The following is a 14,750-nucleotide window of genomic DNA, read 5'->3' as shown; positions in this document are numbered from 1 at the left end:
GAATGGTAGTGACCCAGGGCGGGTCACTCCGGGAGTGCAGATTACGGCTGTCGGTTCCAGTGCCGGAACAATGGCTCCGCCAGAAACAACACAAACAACAAACGCATCACCTGCATTGCGGTCACCAGCGGCACTGACAATTGCAGGGTTTCCGCCGTCAGGCTCATTTCGGCAATGCCACCGGGCATCATGCCCAGCGTCAACGAGCGCAGATCCAGATGTGTCAGGGCACTCAAGCCTACCGCCGCCAGCGTCGCGATCAACATGGTCAACGCCGTACCGATCAAGGTGCGGCCCATGAACAACGGCGCACGCCGGAAGAATTGCCGGTTGAAGTGGCAACCCAGGCCGCTGCCGATCAGCCACTGGCCTATCTGGCTGCCACCGTCGGGCAGGCCGATGTGCAGGTCCCAGGTGATACTCACGATGGCGCTGACCAGCAGCGGCCCGAACAGCCAAGGGTTTGGTTGGCGTAAACGCTGCCAACCCCAGGCCACCAAGGCGCCGATCGGGAAGAGCACCGCCAGCCAGGTCCAGTCGACGGTCGCCGGATGAAACTGCGGCGCGCCTTCCCCCAGCAAATACTTGAACGCCGCCGGCACACACAGCACCACCACCAGCACCCGCAGACTTTGGCCCGCCGCGACACGGCTGAGCACCGCGCCATTGCGCGCGCCGAGGTTAACCATCTCCCCCGAACCGCCCGGCATGCTGGAGAAAAACGCCGTGGCGCGGTCTTCACCGCTGCGGCGCATCAACCACACCCCCACAATGCTGGAGAGGCTGGTGACCAGCGCGCCGAAGAAGATCAGGCCGAAGTGGCTCATCACCTGCTCGATCACCACCGGGGTGAAGTGCAGGCCGATGCCGATGCCCACCACCCATTGGCCGCATTTGCGGCCGCCGGGGATTTCTGCCAGCTGCCAGGGGGTGAGGCAGCGCACGAGGATGATCGCCAGCAACGAGCCGACCATGTACGGCAGTGGCCAGCCGATCTGGCTGGCGAGGTACCCGCCCAGCAGACCGACCAGCGGTGTCGCCCACCAGTTTCTGAACGTGGCCTCAGACATCGGCCACAGCACGACGCTGCAGGGAACGCTTGCGCCAGATGCGCACCAGCGGGAACAGCAGCATCAACGCGGTCAGCACCCACACACCAAAGGTGATCGGGCTGGACCAGAGGATTTGCAATTCACCGTTGGAAATCGACAGCGCCCGGCGCAGGTTCTGCTCCATCAAGCCGCCGAGGATAAAGCCCAGCAGCACGGGCGACAGCGGGAAGTCCAGCTTGCGCAGGATGTAGCCGAAGATGCCGATGCCCACCATCAGGAACAGGTCGAAGGTGGTGGCGTGGACCGCGTACACACCGATCGCGGTGATGATGGCGATCACCGGCACCAGTGCCCAGTTCGGCACGGCGAGGATGCGGGTGAAGATGCGGATCATCGGGATGTTGAGGATCACCAGCATGATGTTGGCGATGAACAACGAGGCGATCAGGCCCCAGACGATGTCCGGTTGCTGTTGGAACAGCAGCGGGCCGGGGGTGATGTTGTACAGCGACAGGGCGCCAATCATCACGGCCGTGGTGCCCGAGCCGGGCACGCCGAGGGTGAGCATTGGCACCAGGGCGCCGCAGGCGGAAGCGCCGATCGCGGTTTCCGGCGCGGCCAGGCCGCGCATGTCGCCCTGGCCGAATTTACCGCTGGCACCGGCCAGGCGCTTTTCGGTCATGTAGGCCACGGCGGAGGCCAGTGTGGCACCCGCGCCGGGCAATACGCCCATGATGAAACCCAACAGGCCGCAGCGAATATTCACCACGAATACGGCGGAAGCTTCCTTCAGGTTGAACATCATCCGTCCGGTGGCTTTCACCGCTTCCTGGCCACGGTGGGTTTTTTCCAGCAGCAACAGGATCTCGCTGATGGAGAACAGGCCCAGCACCAGCACCACGAATTGAATGCCGTCGGTGAGGTGGATGTTATCGCCGGTGAAACGGTACACGCCGCTGTTGGCGTCGATACCCACCGCTGACAGAAACAGGCCGATCAACGCGGCGACAAAGGTCTTCAGCGGTTTGTCACCGGCCATGCCGCCCAGGCAGACGATGGCAAACACCATCAGTACGAAATATTCCGCCGGGCCGAAGGCAATCGCCCATTTGGCCAGCAGCGGGGCAAACAGCACCATGCCGCAGGTGGCGATAAACGCGCCGATGAACGAACTCCATGCCGACAGCGACAACGCCACGCCCGCCAGGCCTTTACGGGCCATCGGGTAGCCGTCGAGGGTGGTCATCACGGTGGACGCTTCGCCCGGGATGTTCAACAGGATCGAGCTGATACGCCCGCCGTATTCGCAACCCAGGTACACGGCGGCCAGCAGGATCAGCGCCGACTCAGGCGGCAGCCCGAGGGCGAACGCGATGGGGATCAACAGCGCCACGCCGTTGATCGGGCCCAGGCCCGGCAACAGGCCGACTACGGTGCCGATCAAGGTGCCGCACAGCGCGGTGATCAGGTTGTAAGGGGTCAGTGCAACACCGAAGCCCTGGCCCAAATAGCTGAACGTATCCATATCAGTTCTCCAGAACTTCAAGCAGGCCGAGCGGCAGCGGTACATCCATGGCCTTATCGAACAACAGATAAAGACCGATGCTCATCAAGGTCACGATCACCGCGCTGGGCAGCCAGCGGCCGCCATACAGGCGCGCCATCGGAATGCCGATCAGGATGCTGCTGAGGATGAAACCCAGGGGTTCGAAGGTGCCGGCGAAGATGATCAACAGCGTGACGCAGACAGCGATCTTGACCAGGGTTTCGCGGTCCAGCGCCGGTTCTTCCTCGGTGTGCCTGGTGGGCTGCGGGCGAAACAGCATGTAGATCAGGCCCAGGCTCATCAGCCCGAGCATCAGCAGCGGGTAGGCGCGAGGTCCTACCGGCTCATAGGAAAACGATGCCTGATACGGCCAGGCCATCAGCGCCAGGGCGGCGCAGACCAGCAACATGAACGAGGCAAAAATGCGTTGTAAGAGCATGCAAAACTCCTGGGCCACACCCCTGATGCGCAAGGGCGTGGCCGCGCGAACAAGGGGCGATTACTGGATCAGGCCGAACTCTTTGGCCAGCACTTTGTAGTCAGCCACCTGTTTCTTCACGTAGGTGTCCAGCTCCGGGCCGGTCATGGCGAACGGGAACAACTCGCGCTGGTCACGCAGCTTGGCGAACTCTTCGGAGGCCAGCAGTTTGTCGAACGCGTCTTTCCACCAGGCGTAGTCTTCATCGCTGACTTTTGGCCCGAGGTAGAAGCCACGTACCACTGGCCAGACGATGTCGTAGCCTTGTTCCTTGGCGGTGGGAATGTTCTTCATTTCCGGCTCGTCCAGGCGCTCGTCGGAGAACACGGCCAGCAGGCGCATGTCACCGCTGAGGATGTGCGGCATGGAGTCGGAGATGTCGGTACTGCCCACCTGAATGTGCCCGCCGAGCAGCGCGGTGGCGATTTCACCGCCGCCTTCCAGTGCCACGTAACGCAGGTCGCGCGGGTTTATCCCGGCGGCCTTGGCGATCAGTGCGGTTTGCATCCAGTCCTGGCTGCCGACGGTGCCGCCGGAACCGATCACCACGCTGCCCGGATCTTTCTTCAGGGCCTTGACCAGATCGTCGAGGTTTTTGTAGGGCGAATCGCTTTTCACCGCGATGGCACCGTAGCTGGTGCCGACGGCCGCGAGCCAGCGCACGGCGCTTTCATCGAAGCGGCCAAACTTGCCCTGGGCCAGGTTCAGCAGCGAGCCGCTGGACCACGCCACCAGCGTGCCGGCGTCTGCCGGGCGCTGCGCCACGACGGCGTTGTAGGCCACCGCGCCCACGCCGCCGGGCATGTAGGTCACGCGCATCGGCTTGCTCAACAGCTTCTGGTTGACCAGCGCGCTCTGCGCCAGTTTGCAGGTCAGGTCAAAACCACCGCCCGGGGACGCCGGGGCGATGCATTCCGGGCGCTTGGGTTCGGCGGCCAGCAGTTGGCTGGCGAACAGCATGCAACTGGCCGTCAGGGCAAATTTACGCAGTGAAAGGGTCATGTTCATCTCCATCATTGTTGTTATGAGGTTGCTACTACCAAAGGGCGACGCTGTAGCTCACCAGCAGGCGCACTTCATCCGCATCACGGGCCGAATAGTTGGAACGGTAGGTGGCATTGCGCAGGCGCACGGCCACATCCTTGAAGGTGCCGCTTTGCACCACGTAGCGGATCTCGCTGTTGCGTTCCCACTCCTTGCCGGTCTCGCCGTTCTTGAGCTTGATGTTGTCACCCGACAGGTAACGGCTCATGAAGCTCAGTCCGGGAATCCCCAGCTTGGCGAAGTCGTAGTCGTAGCGGGCTTGCCAGGAGCGTTCTTCGGCGCCGGCAAAGTCGTTGATCTGCACGAAGTTGACAAGGTAAGGATCGCTGCCATCCACGTAGGGAAAGGCGCTGTCGCCCGACATGTGCTGGTAGCCGGCGCTGAGCTTATGGCCATTGAGGGCATAGCTGAAGAGGCCGTTGAGTGACGTGTTGTCGATCTTGCCGCCACGGGCTGCACCGGTGTCGTCACTGACGGCCAGGCGCAGGTCGGCGCCGAAGGTGCCGGGGCCCATCGGGCGCGAGGCTACCAGGCCGAGGAAGTGCTGGCGGTATACGTCGTCGAGTTGGGCGAAGTGGTAGCTGCCGGTGATCTTTTCGGCGAACTTGTAGTCCACGCCACCGAAGTCGAAATGCTTGCCGGTGGCGCCGCTGAGGAAGCGGCTGTTCTTGTTGTTGAGGCCGATGTCTTCGTAGTTGGTGTCGTCGCGGTCCTTGGCCTTGTTCAGGCGCCCGCCGGTGAACACCAGGTTCTTGAACTCCTTGGAACTCAACAGGCCACCTTCAAACGTCTGCGGCAGGATGCGCCCGTCGTTGGGCTTGAGGATCGGCAGCTCGGGGATCAGCGCGCCGATTTTCAGTTCGGTGGCAGAGATCTTCACTTTGCCGGTCAGGCCGAGCTTGGAGTATTCATTGGCTGCGCGGCCGTCATCGTGGGTCGGCAGCAGGCCGGTGCCGGTGCGGTCGGGGCTGGAGTCGAGCTTGACCCCAAGCATGCCCAGCGCATCCACGCCAAAGCCGACGGTGCCGTCGGTGTAGCCCGATTGCAGGTTGAGCATGAAGCCCTGGGCCCATTCGTCGCGCTTGGATTGCTGTGCACTGGTACCGTCGCGAAAGTCGCGATTGAAGTACATGTTGCGGGTTTCGAGGGTGGCGGTGCTGTCCTCGATAAAGGCGGCTTGGCCTACGGGCGAAAAGCCGGCAATGGCGGCGGCACTGGCGAGGGCGGTCTGGGTGATACGAGAAGAACGAGCAGGCGGCTGTGTGCGCAGCATCGTGGGTGTACTCCGTTATTGTTCTTATTTTGACGAAAACGCTTCGAGGCGTTTTTCGGGCGCTACAGGTGAAATAGCTCGGCAGGCGAAACCCACCGTGGCTGGATGCTAAAGGGCGAAGCTTTCACTAACCTTTCAGTCGCCTTTCAATGTTTTCGGGCTTCACAGCAAAGGTGGCGCCTGTAAACTCCCCGGCAAAGCGTGGCGCCGACCACCCCCGAACGAGGTAAAAACCCATGCGTGTCCTTCTGGTCGAAGACCATTTGCAGCTAGCCGAAAGTGTCGCCCAGGCGCTCAAGAGCACGGGTTTGACCGTCGATGTGCTGCACGATGGCGTGGCGGCGGACCTGGCCTTGAGCAGCGAGGAATACGCGGTGGCGATCCTCGATGTGGGCCTGCCGCGCATGGACGGTTTCGAGGTGTTGGCACGCTTGCGGGCCCGTGGGAAAAATCTGCCTGTGTTGATGTTGACTGCCCGCAGCGACGTGAAAGACCGCGTGCATGGCCTCAACCTCGGCGCAGATGACTACCTGGCCAAGCCGTTTGAGCTGACGGAGCTGGAAGCACGGGTCAAGGCCCTGCTGCGCCGCAGCGTGCTGGGCGGTGAGCGGCAGCAGGCGTGTGGCGTGCTGATTTACGACCTGGATACACGGCGCTTCACCCTGGGCGGCGAACTGCTGATCCTGACCTCCCGCGAGCAGGCGGTGCTTGAGGCGCTGATCGCACGTCCCGGCCGCGTGATGAGCAAGGAGCAGTTGGCCTCCCAGGTGTTCGGCCTGGATGAAGAAGCCAGCCCCGATGCCATCGAAATCTACGTGCACCGCCTGCGCAAGAAGCTCGATGGGCAGCCTGTTGCAATTGTTACCTTCCGTGGCCTGGGGTACCTGCTGGAAGCCCGCGATGCATAAGCCCAGCAGCCTGCGCTGGCGCCTGCTGTGGAACCTGGCGCTGTTGCTGGTGGTGTTGATGATCGCCAGCGGCTTGAGCGCTTACTGGAACGGACGCGAGGCGGCGGACACGGCTTACGACCGCACGCTTCTGGCCTCGGCGCGGACCATTGCGGCGGGCTTGTCACACCGCGACGGCACCTTGAGCGCCGATGTGCCCTACGTCGCCCTGGATACGTTCGCCTACGACAGCGCCGGGCGGATTTACTACCAGGTCAACGATATCCACCAGAAGCTGATTTCCGGCTACGAAAACCTGCCCGGCCCGCCGCCGGGTACGCCGCGCACCGATGACTATCCGGCGCTGGCGCGGTTTTATAACGCCAAGTATCAGGGCCAGAACGTGCGGGTGGTGAGCCTGCTCAAGGCGGTCTCCGAGCCGAACATGAACGGCATGGCGGAAATTCGCGTGGCCGAAACCGACGAGGCGCGCGTCGCCATGGCCCGCAGCCTGATGGCCGATACTTTGCTGCGCCTGGGCATGCTGGCCGTTGGTGCATTGTTGTTGGTGTTTTTCGCGGTGAGTGCGGCGCTGCGGCCATTGGAGCGCTTGCGCACGGCCGTGGAAGAGCGTCAGCCGGATGACCTGCGGCCGTTGCCGTTGGTGGAAGTGCAGCATGAGTTGGGCCCGCTGGTACGGGCGCTCAACCATTTCACCGAACGCCTGCGCGGGCAGTTCGAGCGTCAGGCGCAGTTTATTGCCGATGCTGCCCATGAACTCCGCACACCACTAGCGGCGCTCAAGGCACGCTTGGAACTCGGCCTGCGCGCCGAAGACCCGGCCACCTGGCGCACCACCCTGGAAACCGCCGCCCAGGGCACGGATCGCCTGACTCACCTGGCCAATCAATTGCTCTCGCTTGCCCGCATCGAAAACGGCGCCCGGGCGATTGCCGAAGGCGGTGCGCAACTGCTGGACTTGAGCCAGCTGGCTCGCGAGCTGGGCATGGCCATGGCGCCGCTGGCCCATGCGCGGGGCGTGGCCCTGGCGCTGGAGGCAGATGAGCCCGTGTGGCTGCGGGGCGAACCGACCTTGTTGAACGAGTTGCTGAGTAACCTGGTGGACAACGCCCTGGCCCACACGCCGCCGGGCGGCAACGTGATTCTGCGGGTTACGGCGCCGGCGGTACTTGAGGTGGAGGACGACGGCCCGGGCATCCCGCTGGATGAGCGCGACCGGGTGTTCGAGCGCTTCTATCGGCGCAGCCAGCAGGGCTTGGGTTCAGGCTTGGGGCTGGCGATTGTCGGCGAGATCTGCCGGGCGCATCTGGCGCAGATCAGTTTGCATGACGGTGAGTTGGCGGGGTTGAAGGTGCGGGTCAGTTTTATCGCGGGGTAATCAATAAAACATCGACCGTGCTTCGTCCAGCTCGGCACGCAAGGTGTCGTTGTAGGGGTCGATCCGCAGTTTCTGGATCGCAGGCAACGTCGATACCGGCACGCTGGCCAGCGGGTGGTCGGTGTTGCGATGGCAATACAGCACGGCGACCTGTACCAGGTCGATATAGTCCAGGCGCTCGGAGTCGCGCTCCAGGTCCATGTACTGCGCCGGCAGGTTCACCAGCATTTCCGGGAAGTCCCAGCGCCGCAGCAGCTTCGCGCCCAGCAACGGGTGGATGCTTTCAATCACGTGGTTGAGGCTGACCGGGTCGGACAGCAGCTCATAATGATCTTCGGCATAGGTCAGGATCGGCAGCACGCCAATCTGGTGCACCAGGCCGCCGAGGGCCGCCTGGTCTGGTTTCAGCTGGCTGTGGTTGCGGCACAGTGCATAGCTCACGCCCGCCACTTCCAGGCTGCGGCGCCACACATCACGCATCTTCTGTTCGACCACTTCGGAGCGGGCGTGGAAGATCTGTTCCATCACCAGGCCGATCGCCAGGTTGCTGCTGTAGTTGGTGCCCAGCCGGGTGATGGCGGTGTGCAGGTCGGTGACTTCCTGAGTGGCGCGCAGCAGCGGGCTGTTGACCACTTTGATCAGCCGCGCCGACAGGGCGGTGTCGCGGCCGATGACTTTGCTCAGATGGCTGATGCTGATGTCCGGGTCTTCGGCGGCCTGACGAATCTTCAGGGCCACTTCCGGTAGCGTTGGCAGGACCAGGTCATCATTATCGATGGCCACAACCAACGCCTGTTGGACTTTTTCCGCCAGCTTGTTCATTCATGATCTCTAGGGTGTTGCAAAAAGGTACGACGATCAGCGCTGGATCTCGCGATCACGGTCCAGCTGGTAAGGCAGGTCGAGCAGCTGAAGACCCGGGCCTTCCAGCGTACCTACATGCACATCGCCACTCTCTGCTGCTTCGGCTTGCAGCACCGCTAGAAGTTCAATCGCCTCGCCGGCCCGGGCGGCAATCACCACCTCGCCGATGGCGCTGTTGTGCGTCGGGGAAAACAAGGGGGTGCCAGGCTCTGGCAGTTCGCTGGCATTCAGGCTCAGGCGATACAGGCGACGCTTGAGTTTGCCCAGGTACTGCATGCGCGCGACGATTTCCTGGCCGGTGTAGCAGCCTTTCTTGAAGCTCACGCCGCCGACGGCTTGCAGGTTGAGCATCTGCGGGATGAACAGTTCGCGGGTCTGGGGCATGACCTGGCCGATGCCCGCACGGATCTGGCCCAGCAGCCATTGATTCAGTTCATCTTCGTTCAATTGCGCGGCGAGTTGGCTGCGCAGGGTATCGGCTTGGGCGGCAGGGGCCCACAGCTCGGCACGGCCCGGCGATACGCGGATCGCGATCAACTCGTCGCTGCGCACAACACTATCGGTCTCGGCAGGCAGCTCAAGGCCGAGGCTGGCCAAGACCTGATCGGCTTGCGACACACCGAAACGCACCCAGGCGGCGCTTTCGTCGGTGAGTTTGGATTTGGAGAACACGGCGTACTTCTTCAGGTCCGCCAGTTGCGGCTCCAGCAACTCGGTGGCCATGGCCAACAGCACGCCATCGCCCTGCAGCAGGATACGGAAGCTCGATTGCATGCGCCCTTTTTGGGTGCAGCGCGCGCCGAGGCTGGCCTGGGTGTCACTCAGGTAGTTGAGGTTGCAGGTCAGTTGTCCCTGGAGGAACTTGGCAGCGTCGGAACCGCGGACGGCGAGGACGCCTTCGTGGGACAGGGAGCAGAAGAAAGCAGAGTCAGCCATGGGTCATCGCAGGTTAAAAAGTCATGAGTGCATCATAGAGGGGCGCCCGGCAAATGGATAGTTTCCGTATGGCCGACCAAAGCCGACTGTTCCAGGCAGCTTCGGCCTGTATACTTGCGCTCTATTTGAGGAGCGCTCCATGGTCGAAGATGTAGAACTCAATCGCCTCTACTGGCACAGCCGCCGCGGCATGCTTGAGCTGGACGTGTTGCTGGTACCGTTCGTCAGGGAGGTCTACCCGCACCTCAACGACGTTGACCGCGACTGCTACCGCAAGCTGCTGGAATGCGAAGATCAGGACATGTTCGGCTGGTTCATGGAACGCGCCGAATCGGAAGATCCGGAGCTGCAGCGCATGGTTCGGATGATCCTGGATCGTGTCCAGCCCAAGTAATACGTTTGAATGCCGCTGGCACGCCTCCGGGCAGTTGCTGGCGGCTTATCTTTTCGCCCAGGCGTTCGCACTGGGTGCCTTATGGTTTCTCGATGTGTCCCCGTGGATCGCCGCTTTCAGCGCGTTGCTGTGCCTGGCGCATGCCGGTTGGGTGCTGCCGCGTCATATTTTGCTGACTCACCGTTCGTCGATCCGTGGCCTGCGCCGCGATGAGGACGGCTGGCAGTTGTGGAGCGCCGCGCGTGGCTGGCACAGCGTGCAACTGCGCCCCGACAGCCTGGCGTTGCCGTTGATCGTGGTGCTGCGCTTTCGGGTGCAGGGTGATTGGCGGGTGCGTTCGATCTGTGTGCCGCGTGATTCGCAGGCCACCGATGTGCATCGGCGCCTGCGGGTGCGTTTGAAGTTCAGCCGCCGTAGGTGGTTGGCACCAGGATAGTGTCGAGCGCCTCGGGCAGCATTTGCGGGTAGTCGAGGGTGTAATGCAGGCCCCGGCTCTCCTTGCGCTCCATGGCTGAGCGGATCATCAGTTCCGCCACCTGGGCCAGGTTGCGCAACTCGATCAGGTCGCGGCTGACTTTATAGTTGCTGTAGAACTCGTCGATCTCATCCAGCAGCAGCCGAACCCGGTGCTGTGCCCGTGCCAGGCGTTTGTTGGTGCGCACGATCCCCACGTAGTCCCACATGAAGCGCCGCAGCTCGTCCCAGTTGTGGGCAATGATCACGTCTTCGTCCGAATCGGTCACCTGGCTGGCATCCCAGCGGGGCAGGGCGGCCGGCACGGGGATGCGCGGCAGTTGTTCAAGGATGTCGGCGGCGGCGGAGCGGGCGTACACGAAGCATTCCAGCAGCGAGTTGCTGGCCATGCGGTTGGCGCCGTGCAGGCCGGTGAAGCTGGTTTCGCCGATGGCGTACAGGCCGGGCACGTCGGTGCGGCCGTGCTGGTCAACCATCACGCCGCCGCAGGTGTAGTGCGCCGCCGGCACGACCGGGATCGGGCCTTTGGTGATGTCGATGTTGAACGCCAGGCAGCGCTCGTAGACCGTCGGGAAGTGGGTCTTGATGAAGGCTTCGGGCTTGTGACTGATGTCGAGGTAGACGCAGTCGATGCCCAGGCGCTTCATTTCATGGTCGATGGCCCGGGCGACGATATCGCGCGGGGCAAGCTCGGCCCGTGGGTCGAAGCGTTGCATGAAACGTTCGCCATTGGGCAGCTTCAGGTGTGCGCCTTCGCCGCGCAGGGCTTCGGTGATCAGGAAGCTCTTGGCCTGCGGGTGATACAGGCACGTGGGGTGGAACTGATTGAACTCCAGGTTCGCCACCCGGCAGCCCGAACGCCAGGCCATGGCGATGCCGTCACCGCAGGCGCCGTCGGGGTTGCTGGTATAGAGGTAGACCTTCGCCGCGCCGCCCGAGGCGAGAATCGTGAAGCGCGCGCCGTAGGTGTCGACTTCGCCGCTGGCGCGGTTGAGCACGTAGGCGCCGAGGCAGCGTTCGCCCGGCAGGCCCAGGCGTTTTTCGGTGATCAGGTCGACGGCAACCCGCTGTTCCAGCAGTTCAATGTTCGGACGTTGCCGGGCCTGCTCGAGCAGAGTCTTGAAGATCGCGGCGCCGGTGGCGTCGGCGGCATGGATGATGCGCCGATGGCTGTGGCCGCCTTCACGGGTCAGGTGGAACTCGAAACCGCCGTCGTCGGTGCCGGAATGTTCATCGCGAGTGAAGGGCACGCCCTGGTCGATCAGCCATTGGATGGCTTCGCGGCTGTGTTCGACGGTAAAGCGTACTGCCTCTTCATTGCACAGGCCGCCGCCGGCATTCAGGGTGTCTTCGACGTGGGATTGCACGGTGTCGGTGTCGTCCAGCACGGCGGCGACACCGCCCTGGGCCCAGAATGTCGAGCCATTGGCCAGGTCGCCTTTGCTCAGTACGGCTATGCGCAGGTAGCTCGGTAGCGTCAATGCGAGGCTCAAGCCCGCGGCGCCGCTGCCAATCACCAGGACATCGTGTTGAAACTGTTGGCTCATTTGAAGGATTCCGCAAAAAGCGATCCGAAGGGGGCGCAAACAGGACGCCTGGATCGGCGAATCAAAGGGTCACACGGCCCACTAGTATATAGAGGGGGGGAGCGGCACAATAGCCGGGCATTCGTGGCATTGTGAGACTACGGTCAACGAACTGCACGGCTTTCATGAAACGGACAGCGATTGGGATGGGAACTTTTTGCATAAGCCCCGACTCAATAGCAGGATGCCCGAAAGCTGGGAACACGCTGGATTTACTGAGCCGCGTCTCTGTCAGGCGCGTCAGGAAACTGGCGACAGATTATTCGCGCAGCCGGCATTGCCCGAGCTGCGTTTTTCGTGTGTGCCAAATCAGTGCGCGCCGGAAACTTGCTTGGAGGGGGAGAACTTTTGCGAAAAGTCCGAGTCTATGTTTGCAAGCCTGATCGATTAGTTATGCAAGCCTCCTTCAAGTACAACGAGGAGTGTTCATGCTAACCCAGGAAGAGGATCAGCAGCTGGTCGAGCGCGTTCAACGCGGCGACAAGCGGGCATTTGATCTGCTAGTGCTGAAATACCAGCACAAAATTCTCGGGTTGATCGTGCGGTTTGTGCACGACACCCATGAAGCGCAGGACGTTGCACAGGAAGCCTTTATCAAGGCGTACCGTGCACTCGGTAATTTCCGCGGTGATAGTGCGTTTTACACGTGGCTTTACCGCATCGCCATTAACACGGCGAAGAACTATCTGGTTTCTCGCGGTCGCCGTCCACCGGATAGTGATGTTAGTTCGGAAGATGCTGAATTTTATGATGGTGATCACGGCCTCAAGGATCTCGAGTCGCCGGAGCGTGCATTGCTGCGCGACGAGATCGAAGGAACCGTCCATCGAACAATTCAGCAACTGCCAGAAGATTTGCGTACGGCGTTAACTTTACGTGAATTCGATGGTCTGAGTTACGAGGACATTGCGGCCGTCATGCAATGTCCGGTGGGTACCGTACGTTCCCGGATTTTCCGGGCTCGGGAAGCCATCGATAAAGCCCTGCAGCCGTTGTTGCAGGAAAACTGAGACAGCGGCGACAGCCAAGAGAGGAACCGCCATGAGTCGTGATGCCCTGCAGGAATCGCTGTCCGCAGTGATGGATAACGAAGCGGATGAACTGGAACTTCGTCGAGTGCTCAATGCATTTGATGATGCCGAAACCCGTGATACCTGGTCTCGTTACCAAGTCGCTCGGGCGGTGATGCACAAGGATCTTCTAATCCCTCGTCTGGATATTGCTGCGGCCGTTTCTGCTGCGCTGGCTGATGAAGCCGTTCCGGCAAAAGCTGCTCGCGGTCCTTGGCGTAGCCTGGGTCGTCTGGCAGTCGCTGCTTCGGTGACTGTGGCCGTGTTGGCAGGTGTTCGCCTGTACAACCAAGACGAAATTGCCGGCGCCGAACTGGCCCAGCAGACCCAGCAACCGGTCATGGCCGGTCCGCAGGTCAAGGGTCCAGCTGTACTGGCCGGCTACAAGGAAAGCGCAGATACCACCGGGCCTATGGCCAACGGTGTACTTCAAGGGCAATCCGGCTGGCAGGATCAGCGTCTTCCAGGCTACCTGCGCCAACACGCACAGGAATCGGCCTTGAAAGGCACTGAAAGCGCTCTGCCATACGCTCGCGCTGCAAGCCTGGAAAACCGCTAGACCGCCAAGGAGCTTTATGCGCGCCATACCGCTCCTTACGCTGTTGCTCAGTGGCTGGTTTGCAGTCCCCGCCCATGCCGACGAAGCCCAAGACTGGCTGACGCGTCTTGGGCGGGCGGAGCAGCAACAAAGCTTTCAGGGCACTTTCATCTACGAGCGTAACGGTAGTTTTTCTACCCATGACATCTGGCATCGCGTCCAGAATGGTCAAGTCCGTGAGCGGCTTTTGCAGCTCGATGGTTCTGCCCAGGAAGTCGTGCGTGTAGATGGTCGTACTCAATGCGTGAGCGGCACATTGGTTGCCGGGCTTGGGGATTCCCCCGACTCTCCTTCACGCGCCCTTGATCCGCAAAAACTCAAAGCCTTCTACGATCTGGCCGTTATTGGCAAATCGCGCGTGGCCGGTCGAAATGCGGTCATCGTTTCTGTCACGCCCCGTGATCAATACCGTTATGGCTTTGAGCTGCACCTGGATCGCGAAACCGCGCTGCCACTGAAGTCGTTGTTGCTTAACGATCAGGGTCAGTTGCTGGAGCGATTCCAGTTCACCCAGCTCAAAACGTCGGTGCCTGACGATCGGGATCTGCAGCCCAGCGGTGAATGTACGCCGGTCGCCGTTACCAGCGCCAAGGCCCCGGAGGTCGAAGTTCCTCAGGATTGGCGTCTCGATTGGTTGCCGCCAGGCTTCCAGATGGTCAACAGCAGCGCCCACAAAGATTCCCACACCAAGATAACCGTCAGCAGCCTGATGTATGACGATGGCCTGGCGCGTTTCTCGGTGTTTCTGGAGCCCCTCAACGGCGCGGCGGTGACCGAGACACGCACGCAGTTGGGCCCGACAGTCGCTGTATCGCGGCGTGTGAATACGCTGGAGGGCGAGGTGATGGTGACCGTCGTCGGCGAAATCCCGATTGGTACCGCCGAGCGAATTGCGCTCTCTGTACGCAGCGCCACGACCCCCGCCAAGCCGTGAGTTGTTAATCCTATGTTCATCCTGATATTTCAATGTTGCGCAGGAGAAAGTCCATGCCTGCCTCTGTCGAGAGCATGAAATGTCTGGATCGTTATTTTCACTTGCTAAAATCCCCTATGTTTTTTATAGGTCAGGGCTTAACGGCCCTGGCCTTGTTTTGTTCGCGGAACAAAAATGTCGATCGCAGTTTTTTCGGCGTTTATTGAACCCTGTCG

The 14,750-nt window shown here is 61.7% G+C and carries 15 protein-coding genes; 7 read left to right on the top strand and 8 right to left on the bottom strand.

From position 1 onward, the window contains the following. Positions 1 to 41: 41 nt before the first annotated feature. Genes V3W39_RS05345 through V3W39_RS05325 form a run of 5 tightly spaced genes read right to left on the bottom strand, consistent with a single transcriptional unit; the run spans position 42 to position 5,393 of the window. Positions 42 to 1,070, bottom strand: a complete 1,029-nt coding sequence (locus V3W39_RS05345) for an AbrB family transcriptional regulator (RefSeq protein WP_177045070.1) — start codon at positions 1,068 to 1,070, stop codon at positions 42 to 44. Further along, positions 1,063 to 2,577, bottom strand: coding sequence for a tripartite tricarboxylate transporter permease (locus V3W39_RS05340; RefSeq protein WP_063032650.1), 1,515 nt, complete (start codon positions 2,575 to 2,577; stop codon positions 1,063 to 1,065). Before V3W39_RS05340 ends, V3W39_RS05345 begins: the two co-directional genes overlap by 8 nt. Position 2,578: 1 nt before the next feature. After that, positions 2,579 to 3,037, bottom strand: coding sequence for a tripartite tricarboxylate transporter TctB family protein (locus V3W39_RS05335; protein WP_177045068.1), 459 nt, complete (start codon positions 3,035 to 3,037; stop codon positions 2,579 to 2,581). 60 nt (positions 3,038 to 3,097) lie between these two features. Further along, positions 3,098 to 4,084: a Bug family tripartite tricarboxylate transporter substrate binding protein gene (locus tag V3W39_RS05330; RefSeq protein WP_177045067.1), complete on the bottom strand. Its 987-nt coding sequence runs from the start codon at positions 4,082 to 4,084 to the stop codon at positions 3,098 to 3,100. 28 nt (positions 4,085 to 4,112) lie between these two features. Then, positions 4,113 to 5,393: an OprD family porin gene (locus V3W39_RS05325; RefSeq protein WP_330212304.1), complete on the bottom strand. Its 1,281-nt coding sequence runs from the start codon at positions 5,391 to 5,393 to the stop codon at positions 4,113 to 4,115. Between the two features lie 236 nt (positions 5,394 to 5,629). Here V3W39_RS05325 and V3W39_RS05320 point away from each other — a divergent pair, with 236 nt between their 5' ends. Beyond that, complete coding sequence (locus V3W39_RS05320) at positions 5,630 to 6,301, top strand: response regulator (protein ID WP_330212303.1); 672 nt, start codon at positions 5,630 to 5,632, stop codon at positions 6,299 to 6,301. Next, the gene (locus V3W39_RS05315) at positions 6,294 to 7,679 is read left to right on the top strand and encodes a sensor histidine kinase (protein WP_010176593.1); all 1,386 of its coding nucleotides are present in this window, start codon (positions 6,294 to 6,296) and stop codon (positions 7,677 to 7,679) included. The genes V3W39_RS05320 and V3W39_RS05315 overlap by 8 nt, the downstream gene beginning before the upstream one ends. Here the strand turns inward: V3W39_RS05315 and V3W39_RS05310 are convergent, their stop codons facing one another. Next, the gene (locus V3W39_RS05310) at positions 7,680 to 8,501 is read right to left on the bottom strand and encodes an HDOD domain-containing protein (protein ID WP_177113921.1); all 822 of its coding nucleotides are present in this window, start codon (positions 8,499 to 8,501) and stop codon (positions 7,680 to 7,682) included. Positions 8,502 to 8,537: 36 nt separating this feature from the next. Further along, positions 8,538 to 9,479 (bottom strand): CAF17-like 4Fe-4S cluster assembly/insertion protein YgfZ, encoded by a 942-nt coding sequence (gene ygfZ / locus V3W39_RS05305; RefSeq protein WP_177045060.1) that lies wholly within the window; start codon positions 9,477 to 9,479, stop codon positions 8,538 to 8,540. Positions 9,480 to 9,618: 139 nt separating this feature from the next. On the opposite strand from ygfZ, the gene V3W39_RS05300 reads away from it, so the two are divergent. Both V3W39_RS05300 and V3W39_RS05295 read left to right on the top strand, forming a co-directional pair. Continuing rightward, entirely contained in the window at positions 9,619 to 9,873 is a 255-nt protein-coding gene (locus tag V3W39_RS05300; RefSeq protein WP_003212000.1) for an FAD assembly factor SdhE, read from the top strand. Further along, positions 9,857 to 10,309, top strand: coding sequence for a protein YgfX (locus V3W39_RS05295; protein WP_177079542.1), 453 nt, complete (start codon positions 9,857 to 9,859; stop codon positions 10,307 to 10,309). The genes V3W39_RS05300 and V3W39_RS05295 overlap by 17 nt, the downstream gene beginning before the upstream one ends. Here the strand turns inward: V3W39_RS05295 and nadB are convergent. Further along, on the bottom strand, positions 10,278 to 11,894 hold the full coding sequence (gene nadB, locus V3W39_RS05290; RefSeq protein WP_259198710.1) for an L-aspartate oxidase: 1,617 nt from the start codon (positions 11,892 to 11,894) through the stop codon (positions 10,278 to 10,280). The two genes, V3W39_RS05295 and nadB, sit on opposite strands and share 32 nt — an antisense overlap. Positions 11,895 to 12,361: 467 nt before the next feature. On the opposite strand from nadB, the gene rpoE reads away from it, so the two are divergent. The 3 genes from rpoE to V3W39_RS05275 are packed head-to-tail and all read left to right on the top strand — an operon-like array spanning position 12,362 to position 14,535. Further along, on the top strand, positions 12,362 to 12,943 hold the full coding sequence (gene rpoE, locus V3W39_RS05285; protein ID WP_007944079.1) for an RNA polymerase sigma factor RpoE: 582 nt from the start codon (positions 12,362 to 12,364) through the stop codon (positions 12,941 to 12,943). Between the two features lie 31 nt (positions 12,944 to 12,974). Then, positions 12,975 to 13,562, top strand: a complete 588-nt coding sequence (locus V3W39_RS05280; RefSeq protein WP_071488935.1) for a sigma-E factor negative regulatory protein — start codon at positions 12,975 to 12,977, stop codon at positions 13,560 to 13,562. Positions 13,563 to 13,578: 16 nt separating this feature from the next. Next, complete coding sequence (locus tag V3W39_RS05275; protein ID WP_177113919.1) at positions 13,579 to 14,535, top strand: MucB/RseB C-terminal domain-containing protein; 957 nt, start codon at positions 13,579 to 13,581, stop codon at positions 14,533 to 14,535. The last annotated feature ends 215 nt before the right edge of the window (positions 14,536 to 14,750 follow it).

It is taken from the genome of Pseudomonas sp. Z18(2022) (genome assembly GCF_036346535.1).
GTDB lineage: Bacteria > Pseudomonadota > Gammaproteobacteria > Pseudomonadales > Pseudomonadaceae > Aquipseudomonas > Aquipseudomonas yamanorum_A.
This window is presented reverse-complemented; position numbering and strand designations above follow the sequence as displayed.

Excerpts from the sequence above, each read along its gene's own strand:
- V3W39_RS05345 (WP_177045070.1), bottom strand. The coding sequence starts at position 1,070 with ATGTCTGAGGCCACGTTCAGAAACTGGTGGGCGACACCGCTGGTCGGT.
- V3W39_RS05340 (WP_063032650.1), bottom strand. The coding sequence starts at position 2,577 with ATGGATACGTTCAGCTATTTGGGCCAGGGCTTCGGTGTTGCACTGACC.
- V3W39_RS05335 (WP_177045068.1), bottom strand. The coding sequence starts at position 3,037 with ATGCTCTTACAACGCATTTTTGCCTCGTTCATGTTGCTGGTCTGCGCC.
- V3W39_RS05330 (WP_177045067.1), bottom strand. The coding sequence starts at position 4,084 with ATGAACATGACCCTTTCACTGCGTAAATTTGCCCTGACGGCCAGTTGC.
- V3W39_RS05325 (WP_330212304.1), bottom strand. The coding sequence starts at position 5,393 with ATGCTGCGCACACAGCCGCCTGCTCGTTCTTCTCGTATCACCCAGACC.
- V3W39_RS05320 (WP_330212303.1), top strand. The coding sequence starts at position 5,630 with ATGCGTGTCCTTCTGGTCGAAGACCATTTGCAGCTAGCCGAAAGTGTC.
- V3W39_RS05315 (WP_010176593.1), top strand. The coding sequence starts at position 6,294 with ATGCATAAGCCCAGCAGCCTGCGCTGGCGCCTGCTGTGGAACCTGGCG.
- V3W39_RS05310 (WP_177113921.1), bottom strand. The coding sequence starts at position 8,501 with ATGAACAAGCTGGCGGAAAAAGTCCAACAGGCGTTGGTTGTGGCCATC.
- ygfZ (WP_177045060.1), bottom strand. The coding sequence starts at position 9,479 with ATGGCTGACTCTGCTTTCTTCTGCTCCCTGTCCCACGAAGGCGTCCTC.
- V3W39_RS05300 (WP_003212000.1), top strand. The coding sequence starts at position 9,619 with ATGGTCGAAGATGTAGAACTCAATCGCCTCTACTGGCACAGCCGCCGC.
- nadB (WP_259198710.1), bottom strand. The coding sequence starts at position 11,894 with ATGAGCCAACAGTTTCAACACGATGTCCTGGTGATTGGCAGCGGCGCC.
- rpoE (WP_007944079.1), top strand. The coding sequence starts at position 12,362 with ATGCTAACCCAGGAAGAGGATCAGCAGCTGGTCGAGCGCGTTCAACGC.
- V3W39_RS05280 (WP_071488935.1), top strand. The coding sequence starts at position 12,975 with ATGAGTCGTGATGCCCTGCAGGAATCGCTGTCCGCAGTGATGGATAAC.
- V3W39_RS05275 (WP_177113919.1), top strand. The coding sequence starts at position 13,579 with ATGCGCGCCATACCGCTCCTTACGCTGTTGCTCAGTGGCTGGTTTGCA.